The organism is Paenibacillus enshidis (assembly GCF_042136365.1).
GTDB lineage: Bacteria > Bacillota > Bacilli > Paenibacillales > Paenibacillaceae > Paenibacillus > Paenibacillus enshidis.
In genome coordinates, this window is sequence record NZ_JBHHMI010000028.1 from 44,287 (window position 1) to 54,467 (window position 10,181).

Annotated in this window: 7 protein-coding genes; 4 read left to right on the forward strand and 3 right to left on the reverse strand. The window is 53.0% G+C overall.

The genetic code is table 11. The annotated features are described in order from the left end of the window. Window positions 1-83: 83 nt before the first annotated feature. Window positions 84-326: a hypothetical protein gene (locus ACE41H_RS21250; protein ID WP_375357562.1), complete on the forward strand. Its 243-nt coding sequence runs from the start codon at window positions 84-86 to the stop codon at window positions 324-326. 91 nt (window positions 327-417) lie between these two features. Here ACE41H_RS21250 and ACE41H_RS21255 read toward each other — a convergent pair whose 3' ends face one another. Next, a complete protein-coding gene (locus ACE41H_RS21255) occupies window positions 418-1,344 on the reverse strand; it encodes a transposase (protein ID WP_375357563.1) in 927 nt (308 codons plus the stop codon). 700 nt (window positions 1,345-2,044) lie between these two features. On the opposite strand from ACE41H_RS21255, the gene ACE41H_RS21260 reads away from it, so the two are divergent. Further along, window positions 2,045-3,796 carry an alpha-glycosidase gene (locus ACE41H_RS21260; protein ID WP_375357570.1) on the forward strand — a complete coding sequence of 584 codons (1,752 nt, stop codon included), beginning with the start codon at window positions 2,045-2,047 and terminating at the stop codon, window positions 3,794-3,796. A 78-nt stretch (window positions 3,797-3,874) separates the two neighbouring features. On the opposite strand, the gene ACE41H_RS21265 is transcribed toward ACE41H_RS21260, so the two are convergent. Then, complete coding sequence (locus ACE41H_RS21265; RefSeq protein WP_375357564.1) at window positions 3,875-5,026, reverse strand: response regulator; 1,152 nt, start codon at window positions 5,024-5,026, stop codon at window positions 3,875-3,877. Between the two features lie 67 nt (window positions 5,027-5,093). Further along, window positions 5,094-8,165, reverse strand: coding sequence for a hybrid sensor histidine kinase/response regulator (locus ACE41H_RS21270; protein WP_375357565.1), 3,072 nt, complete (start codon window positions 8,163-8,165; stop codon window positions 5,094-5,096). Window positions 8,166-8,371: 206 nt separating this feature from the next. Between ACE41H_RS21270 and pdaA the strand changes: the two genes are divergently transcribed. Further along, a complete protein-coding gene (pdaA, locus tag ACE41H_RS21275; protein WP_375357566.1) occupies window positions 8,372-9,169 on the forward strand; it encodes a delta-lactam-biosynthetic de-N-acetylase in 798 nt (265 codons plus the stop codon). Between the two features lie 119 nt (window positions 9,170-9,288). Continuing rightward, a complete protein-coding gene (locus ACE41H_RS21280) occupies window positions 9,289-9,897 on the forward strand; it encodes a hypothetical protein (protein ID WP_375357567.1) in 609 nt (202 codons plus the stop codon). Window positions 9,898-10,181: the final 284 nt, after the last annotated feature.

The window sequence follows — 10,181 nt, forward strand, 5'->3', positions numbered from 1 at the left end:
AATAAATAGGAGGGGGACCAGCTTTTTTTAGCTAACATCCTACCCCTGAATGCCAACTTCAAACAGACCCGGAGCCGCTTGGTATGACTTCCTTTGATCGTGGCAAGACATGTGATACTCGCTTTTCAGGAGCTTTGCACGATTATCCCGTTGGATCAGGTCAAGAAAAACAGAAAACCGGGAACCGAAAATACACTTTAGGCACGTTAAAGAAAATAACGGATCAAATGAGGCACGAAAATGCCTGTTGTTACGCTATTCAGGACCATCGAGCGGAGCAAGGCACCGAAAAAAATAAAAAGACCCTGGTCCTCGTTGCCGCTTGAACCTGAATGTTTCCGCTGTCCTCGTTCATGCTAACCCACATCGTTCAAGCCACGCACATCATGCTCACCTTTCCTCGTTCAAGCCCTGCGATCAGGCCGCAGCCGCAAGAGGCTGCACCGGTTGGCGCGCAATCAGTTGGCGGTAAGGGATCGCCGGAATCGCCACGGCCATGTACAGCAACTTCTGCCACATCGTTCCTTCCGCTCCGGACAGGTGCGTTTCTTCCCCTTCGGGCAGGTGCAGTCGGCGGCGTCCGGTGTACTCGTTGAGGTACGCCTGCAGATGCTTCGGACCCAAAGCTACATACGTACTCTTCAGCGATTTCCACGCCTCTCTCACCACTTTCCGCAAGGGCGTATACAGCCGATAGGCTTGAAGGAACGATTGTACCGCCGATGCACGGACATCTACCTGTTCGTTGATGAACGCAGCGAGTTCGAGACGATTGGCTCTTTGCCCCTCTCCCTTCTTCTGCGGGACCAGGCGGATTTTGACCTGCTCCGGCTCGCCCGACTCCGTGACCGTGCACCCGGCTACGACCGCCGAAGCATGCGGATGAGAAAACTGAGGCCGGGACGGATTACACCCATACAGGTCGCTGTTCACCTTCACGTCTCCGCAGAGCAGCTCCCGGGCATCGAACTCCCCGATGGCATGGCGGATTCGGTGCAGCATTGCCCAGGCGGTCTTGTAGGTGACCTGGATCACCTGGCTCAGCCGCATCGCCGAGATGCCTTCGGGCAGCAGGAACAACTCCAGCGCCTGGAACCACTTGGTCAGGGGGAGATGAGTTCGTTCAAAAATCGTGCCGACCAAAGCCGACGTTTGATGCGCACACCTGGCGCATTCGAACATGGGGATGCGCCGGGAAGTCAGATGACTGCAGCGGGTATGGGCGCAACGCGGGCAGACGAAGCCGTTCGGCCACTTCATCGCGATCAATGCCTCCATGCAGGCCAGCTCGTTGTGATAACGACTGCTAAAGGATTGAAGTTCCGTTTCCACTTGGACTTCCATGTCTGCTCGCCCCCAAATCCATAATCCATAATCCATAATCCATAATCCACGAACATAAGTTCTTTTTTTCATTATACCAAACACACGTTCCTATTTCAAGCCGAACCTCCCACGTTAGCTGCCTCTTTTTTTCATATCTCGTTTCTCGTTTCTCTTTATTCCTTCCCCTAGGCCCCCCGAACCTCCAACCCCCGCATTCTGATCAAAAGGGATAATCGTGCAAGGCTGTATGGAGAGGCATTAGGCATTAGGCATTAGGTACCAGGCAACGGACACCAGACACCACGCCCTATAGACACCATCCTATAGACACCCATCTCACTCTGGCTACTAGACTCCGAGGGGGCGAATCCCCTTTTTGCAAGAAGTTAGCAAAAAGCTGTCTGCTTTGATTCAGCGTAACCCCAGCAGTAGATCTTCGTTTTACCCCGTTATATCAGGGCCTGTTTGCTGACTTTTTGAGTTAACGTTGACGTAGTGAATTTTTATACTGAACCAATTGAGTATACTTACTTTTCCACCTTCAATATCCTTTTTATCGTAATAAACCTACTCTGGAATAAGCGAGCTTCCTGCCACGCTCAACAAGGAAAATGTTTCATCATGCACAGGCCTGTTGATTAACTATAAAGCATCGTTCCTGATTAAAAGCAGGCAAGCGCCGGAACACTAACCTTACCACTTGAAGGGGGAATGGATGTTGCTGCTTGAAGCCGTATATCACCATCCGAAACGGAACTGGGCCTTTGGTTATGATGAGGAGACCGTCTACTTGCGTCTGCGGGCGAAAAAGAATGACCTTACTGCCGTCCACGCCCTGACCGGGGACAAATATGATTGGGAGCAGACCCGTGAGGTGATCCCCATGTACAAGCTTGCCAGTGACGACAGATTTGACTATTACGAATGCCGGGTTAAACCCCGTTTTCGCCGTTTACGGTACGGCTTCATGCTGGAGGACGGGGACGAGCGGGTTTGGATGAATGAGAACGACTTTGTGACGGAGGAGCCGCAAAATCCCGAGCGGATGTTTCAGTATCCGTTCCTTAATCCGATTGATATTTTAAAATCTCCCGCCTGGGTCAAGGATGCCGTATTTTATCAGATATTCCCGGAACGCTTTGCGAACGGGGACCCGTCGAACGATCCGGAAGGGACGGAGCCGTGGGGAGGAGAACCGCGCAGGGACAACTTTTTCGGAGGGGACCTGCAGGGCGTGATCGATCACCTGGACTATCTGAACGAGCTGGGGATTAGCGCCATTTACTTTACCCCTGTCTTCCTGGCAACAACCAACCACAAATACGATACGGAGGATTATATGAAGGTGGATCCCCATTTCGGGGACCTGGAGACGCTCAAAGGTTTGGTGAACGAATGCCATCGCCGGGGTATCCGCGTGCTGTTCGATGCGGTCTTTAACCATTCGGGACGTACTTTTGCCCCTTTCGTGGATGTGCTGGAGAAGGGAGAAAAATCGGCGTATAAAGACTGGTTCCATGTCCGCCAATTTCCGCTGCGGGTCGTGGATGGAGTGCCAACGTATGATACCTTTTCCTTCGAGCCGATGATGCCCAAGCTGAACACGGAGCATCCTGAGGTCAAAAAATATTTGCTGGGCGCAGCGGAATACTGGACCCGCGAAATCGGCATCGACGGCTGGCGGCTGGACGTGTCGGATGAGGTGGATCATGCCTTCTGGCGTGAATTCCGGAAAACGGTCAAGGCTGCCAATCCGGAGGCTTATATTCTTGGAGAGATGTGGAATGAATCCTCCGAATGGCTGCAGGGCGATCAGTTTGATGCGACCATGAACTATCCTTTTACCTATGCGGTCCATGACTTTTTTATCAAGCAGGAGCTGGATGCCGAAGGTTTTGCCTTCCGGATCGGCAAGCAGATTGCCCGCTACCCCAAGCAGGCAGCCGAAGTGGCGTTCAATCTGCTGGACAGTCACGACACCCCCCGTATTCTGACGCTCGCCGGAGGGGATAAGCAGAAGATGCGTCTGGCTGTGACCTTCCAGTTCACCTACATCGGCACCCCGTGCATTTATTACGGGGATGAGATCGGTCTGGACGGAGGACCTGATCCCGGCTGCCGCAAATGTATGCAATGGAATGAGGCGAAGCAGGACCGCGAATTGCTGCATTTCTACCAGGAGCTGATTGAGCTGCGCCGGTCCCACCCTGCCCTGAGAGCAGAGGGCGCGATCACGTTCCTCTCCGCCGAGGCCGACGGTTCAGCCATCGCTTATGAGCGCCGCGGCGCGGATGAAGTGCTTATCGTGCTCCTGAACAGGGACACGAAGCCGCAATCCCTCTCCTGCCCTGTCCGTGAATCCGGCTGGCAGCTCCTGTTTGGTCAATGCAGTTGGACAACCTTGGGCGGTGTGCTGAACGCCAGGCTTCCCGGGTACGGGTATGCCGTGCTGCGTGTGCCTCTCTCGTAAAGCCATAGGCATTGGATACACAAAAAAGTGGATGTCCCGAGCCCATACCATCGCATCGGAGACATCCACTTTCTCTGTTCAGGTTAATGCTTGCGGAGGACGCTGCAAAAACAGCCGCTCAAACAACTGCCGGGTAGAGGGCTCGGGATGAATGCCCAGATCGTCTTCCAGCAGCTTGGTAAAGCTGCTGTAATGCTCCTCCGCCGCTTTGTCATCCCCCATGCGGGCGTACAGCTCCAATAGCTGGCAGCAGACCTCCTCCGAATAGGGCTCCTTGTGCTGCAGGGCCTGCAGCCGCTCAGCCGCCCGCCGCAAGTGGCCTGCGCGCATTTCATTTGCTGCAGCGTCCATTATGCCTTTTATATACTTCCTGCGCAGCTTCTCTCGCTTGGAGTAGGCCCAGGGATAATCATGCTCTTCCAAATAGTTGCCACGATACAGGCCCAGGACCTGATCCAGACGGGCCGCGTCCGGCCGCCCGGACGCGTAAATTTCCGTCATGCCCCGCTCGAATTCCTCCACATCGGTCGTACAGCTGCCGAGGATAAGCCTGTACCTGTCCAGACTGAATTCCAGCCTGGTGCCGTACACCCATTCCTTGATCGCCTTGCGGATTTGATATATCGAGGTATGCAAATGGACCACAGCTTTTTCAGGTATGTAATCAGGCCACAGCACATTCAGCAGCTCCTGCTTGCTGATCCACTCCCGTCCGTTTTGCAGCAGATAGGCAAACAGCTCCTGGGATTTCAGCGTTCGCCATTTAAAATGTGCGCCATCTATATGGCCGGTAACACTGTCCGTAATCTCAAGCCTTTGAAAACAGAGCACATTGGGTTCTTTGATGGGGGCGGGATCTTTGCTTTCTTTGGCTTTTCCGGCTATCCGGTCGATCGTCTTGGACAATCGCTGGGGATGCACCGGCTTCAGCAAATAATCCAGGGCCTGCAGCTCAAACGCCTCAATGGCATATTCCGAATAGGCAGTCACGAACACCACATGAGTGTCGATGTCCAGCTGTTGAATGAGTTCAGCAGCCTCCAGTCCGCTAATCTCGGGCATGCCGATATCCAGAAAAACGATGTCCGCCCGTTCGGATGCCAAATATTCCAATGCCGCCGTGGCGGAATTGAACATTCCCGCCGCCTCGACACGTCCGTCCGCACGCAGCAGCCTTTCCAATTGGATTAAAGCCGATCTCTCATCATCAACCAGAATGGCCTTCATCATGTTAGCGTCCCCACCTTTTGCATAATCAAGCAGTCTCGTTTGTAAGTGAAGTTTCCAGTGCCTGGCATCAGGCAGGCGGATGATACGGAATCTGAAAGCTCACGATCGTCCCGTCGTCAGGCTCGCTGCTAATCTGCAGGCCGCTGCCGTAGAGGGAAACGAGCCTGCGATGGATATTGCGCAATCCTACCCCAGCCGCTTCCCCGGTATTGGACAGAATCTGCTCCACTTGATCGTGCGGCATCCCCACTCCGTTATCTTCCACGACGACAAGTATGCCCTTCTCCCGGGTCCGTATCGAAATTTTGATCATTCCGCCGTTCGCGCGCTGCATAATTCCGTGCCGTATTGCGTTCTCTACGATAGGTTGAATGGATAAAGGAGGAATTAAAGACTTGGCCTGTTCCGCGATATCAAATTCAACCTGAAGCCGTTCCTCGAAGCGGGCGCGTTCCAGCGACAGGTAAGAGCGCACCAGCTCCAGCTCTTTATGCAGCGGAACCGTCTGATCGCGATTGTGGAAATCAAAGCTGCTGCGCAGATATTGGCTGAGCTCCATCAGCAATACGATAGCCTGCTCCGGATTCTCCGCACATTGGGCGATAATGACATTCAGCGCATTGAACAGAAAATGCGGCTTGATCTGCGCCTGCAGAAAAGCCATCTCCGAACGAATCGCCTCCTGGGTCGATTCCCGCAAATTCAGCAGGGTACGCACACGTGCGCGCAATTCTTCGGCATCCACCGGTTTGCGCAAAAAATCATTCGCCTCCGCCAGCAGGCCTGCATGAATATCACCGGGGAGATTGCGGGCGGTAAGCAGGAGCACAGGCAGCTCAGCCATCGAGAACCTTTTGCGGATTTCCCGGCACAAATCCAGTCCCGATACTCCCGGCATCATCCAATCCGTAATGACCAGATCGATATGCTCGCTGCCGATGTGCTCCAGCGCTGACCGGGCATCCCGAACAGCGATAACCCTGCTTTCCTCCGATTCCAGCAGGCTTGTCAGCACATGCAAATTCACACTATCATCATCGACCGCCAGGATCGTATATTTATTTCTTTGGCCGAAGCGTGCCATTCTCTCTGCAACCTTGCTGCCCTCCGGCAGGCACTCTTGCTCTCTCCTATCCGGCTCATGAGCTAAAATGGCATGTTCTGTGGCAAAAATGGCATGTTCTGCGGCAACCGGGAGCGTAAAAGTGAACACAGCGCCTGCCCCGAGCCGGGACTCAACCCAGATGCGCCCGCCATGAAGCTCGATCAGTTGCTTCGTCACGCTCAGTCCAAGTCCGGTTCCGTTGACAGCCATGTTCTCCGTGTGCTCTCCCCGTTTGAAGGAATCAAAAATAACTTCATGAAGCTCCGGCGGGATGCCGATGCCTGTATCCTCCACCTTGATTTCAAGACTCCCGCCGTGAACGGCTGCGGACACCTTGATTTGCCCGCGCTCTGTAAACTTGACCGCATTGCCGAGCAAATTGTAAAGCACCTGCATAAGCCTGTCCTCATCGGCCAACACATAAGGCAGATGGTCCGGCAGCTCAGTTACAAAACGGACCTCCCTGGTGCCGGCGGTATGCCCCAGCACTTCCAGCACGGAATGTACCGCCGCCTTCAGGTTTACAGGAGTGGGGTGAATGACAAGCCTGCCGTTCTTCAAATTGGAGAAATCCAGAATATCATTAATCAGAAAAGACAAACGTTTCCCCACAGACACGATCAGCTGCAAATTACGCTGCTGCTCTTCATTTTCCCGGTCATCCCTCCGGTCAATCATGCCTTGTGCAATATTAATCATGCCATGCAGCGGGGTTCGCAACTCATGCGACGTATTGGCCAGAAACTCATCCTTCAATCCATCAAGCGTCAGCAAACGCTGCGACAGCAGCTCGACCTCCGCGAAGGTGACGGCGAACCGTTTGGCCAGCAGCAAAGCCTGTGAAAAAATAAAGATCAGCGTTTCAAAGGATACCACGCCCCGCATATCGATCCATCCAAGCAAATAAGCAATGCATAGAAGAACCACCATCATAATGCTCAATATGGCCAGTGCCATTAATGTAGTGTCCTGCTTGCTTTTGCCAAATCCTTTAATCAGGACGTATACCACGTACCCTACCCAGCACACATGATACATAAGCAGCAGCGGCTCCGCACGGGACATCAGCACCATCGGCACCAAGGGAACCAGAACAGTCCATACGATGGTTGCCGCCGTCGAAAGACTAAGAATCCTCGGATTCACAATTCCGGATGAATATACATTTACATAACGGACCAAAAAGAAAAACGCGAGCACAGAGGACACCCATTGGGTGCTGACAACCCATTCGTATTGCATTCCGGGAATGGCCCCGATCAGCTTTTCTCCCTGACTCAGCACGTACAGCAGCGTTGCAAAGCAGAAGCAGCCCATATAAAAGAGTGAGGGCTCCCTTGTGCGAAATCTGTAAAGCAGCAGGAAAAATGCGGAAGGAATAAAGAAGCCTGCCCCCAGAATCAGGTCGGTGGCCAGACTGATGTCCCGCGCGTTGCGGATGGAGGCATACTCGCCGAACATGATTGGTTTGACGATTCCACCTGAATAGTAATGATAATTGGATACATGAATCATCACTTCAACCGTTGATCCGGTCACCCTGAAATACCCGTTATAAGGTCTGTTGCCCGGAACAGAGGACTGATCATTCTCTCCCGGTATTCCTCTCTCTCCCACTTTGGCGCCATTGATATAAATACTGCTCGCCGTCCGGATATTGATCATACGTATGCCGAAAAGCTCATTGGCCTGCTCCGGAATCCGGATCAGCAGACGGTAGGTTCCGTATCCTGTACCGCTGTTCCCGGGCATATATGGATTCCAGGTATGCGGAACACTTGCATAGCTGTGCGGGTGTTTTTGTCCGTCCATGCTCCAGGTGCCGGGATTCAGAAACTGTCCTGGGTAAAACTCCCATTCGCCATTTAGCGCCACAACTCCGTTTACACCGAAATCCCAATCGCTCAAATCCAGAACACCTTGATAGGCAAGACGCTGTTCCTCATTCGCGACCGATTTGTTGAAAAGATAATAAGCAGGAAGAACTACGGTTAATAAAAAGAAGCCTGACAGGATGATCCACTGTTTTCTCATAGCCCCCATGCCCTTCGTTGTAAATATGTCACTTCATGAAGAGACCCGGTCCTCCCGACCGGGCCTCTCCTGCAATGATTATACCGTTTATTCATGTCCATGGGCATCCCACAAATCAGTTCACATAATTTATCCAGCACCTGAAAATGCTAACAGGAAACGGAACCACTGCAGGCTCCGAAAGTTTGGAAATAGGGGGATATGGAATGCCGCGTCTGTTGAAGCTGATTTTGTGTATAACACTTGCCTTTATGGTCGAAGCCGCCGCTTCTGAAGCTGCACCTGTTATGGCCTCTTCTGTTCAACCGTATCATTTCGGGTTCAAGAAAAGCAAAAATGGAGAGCTGCCGTCCATTGCCCAGGAAGGCTTTATGAATATCCTGCAGGCGAATGGAGCGATTTTTCTGGGGGACACGGAGCAGAAGGAGCTGTATCTGACCTTCGATAACGGCTATGAGAACGGATATACGGGAAAGGTGCTTGATGTGTTGAAGGCCAAGAAGGTACCGGCCGCATTTTTCGTTACCGGGCATTTTGTACAGGACCAGCCTGAGCTGCTGCGCCGTATGAGTGAAGAAGGCCATATCATCGGCAATCACTCCTGGAGCCATCCTGATATGACAACACTGTCGCCGGAGCAAATCCGCACAGAGCTGGACAAGGTGCGCGAAGCGGTCGCAGGTGTAACCGGCCAGCAGGCGATGAGCTTTGTAAGACCTCCGCGCGGCATATTCAGCGGCAGGGTACTGGAGACGTGCAAGCAGCTCGGATACACCAACGTATTCTGGTCCGCCGCCTACCGGGACTGGGAGACAGACAGGCAGCAGGGCGCCGCACATGCCTATCAGCAAGTCATGTCACAGCTGCACCCCGGAGCAGTCATTTTGCTGCACTCGGTATCCAGAGACAATGCCGAAGCCCTCTCCTCCATCATTGATGATGCGCGCAAGCAAGGGTACAACTTCAAAAGCCTGAATGATTTGAACGTAAAAATTTACCGTTAGCCTGGTCCTGGGCAGTCCTTATTCGAAAAGGTATAGGGCTGCTTTTTTTCCTGCTTTGCACAGGATTAATGCAACAACCTGCCGGTTCGTTCCGTCTGGAAGAAAAAGGGGGTGATCTTGTGAGCAACGTTTTGCACAAGCCGCTTTTGCTCCTGCTGGTGGCGGCGGTGCTTTCAAGTGTGCTGTTGGTCGCCAAACCAACGGTCGTGTATGCATGCTCCTGTGCGGAATCACCGCCGGATGAAGCCAAAGCGCAAAGCGCGGCTGTATTCAGCGGAAAAGCCTTGTCTGTCAAGCAAAAGATGGCTCTCATCTTGTCAACGGATGATCCGGTCAAAGTCACCTTTCAGGTGGATCGGGTGTGGAAGGGCAAAGTAAGCAGCACCACCGTCATAACCACAGCTATGTCATCCGCAAGCTGCGGATATGAGTTCACAGAGGGGCAGGATTATCTGGTCTATGCCCGCTATGACCAGGAATCCGGCGTGCTGTACACCACCTTATGCGACCGCACGGCCCTTATATCCGAGGCTGCGGGCGATTTGCAAGAGCTCGGGCCCTCAGCGGAATCCGCCACACGAGAGAATGCAGCATCCCCGCTGCCAGAGTATTCCACTCCCTCTGCACCTCATAAATCGTACACCGCCCAATGGGCTGTCTCGGGATTGATCGCCATCGTAATCTTAACGGCTGTTTGCCTGTACAGAATAAGAACTCCGCGCAATTAACACGTAATTTTGTTAAATCAACTCTCGCAGCATGAAATCGGCAAACAGGCCCTGGTATAACGGGGTAAAACGGAGATCTGCTGCTGGGATTGACGCTGAATCAAAGCAAACAGCTTTTTGCTAGCTTTCTTGGAAAAAGGGGATTCGCCCCCCCTCAGAGTCTAGTGGCCAGAGTGAGATGGGTGTCTATAGGGTGGTGTGTGGTGTCTGGTGCCCGGTGCTTGGTGCTTGGTGCCTCTCCATACAGCCTTGCACCATTATCCCTTTTGATCAGAATGCGGGGG

Coding starts and splice junctions, on each gene's coding strand:
- ACE41H_RS21270 (WP_375357565.1), bottom strand. CDS start 8,165: ATGAGAAAACAGTGGATCATCCTGTCAGGCTTCTTTTTATTAACCGTA.
- pdaA (WP_375357566.1), top strand. CDS start 8,372: ATGCCGCGTCTGTTGAAGCTGATTTTGTGTATAACACTTGCCTTTATG.
- ACE41H_RS21265 (WP_375357564.1), bottom strand. CDS start 5,026: ATGATGAAGGCCATTCTGGTTGATGATGAGAGATCGGCTTTAATCCAA.
- ACE41H_RS21250 (WP_375357562.1), top strand. CDS start 84: ATGACTTCCTTTGATCGTGGCAAGACATGTGATACTCGCTTTTCAGGA.
- ACE41H_RS21255 (WP_375357563.1), bottom strand. CDS start 1,344: ATGGAAGTCCAAGTGGAAACGGAACTTCAATCCTTTAGCAGTCGTTAT.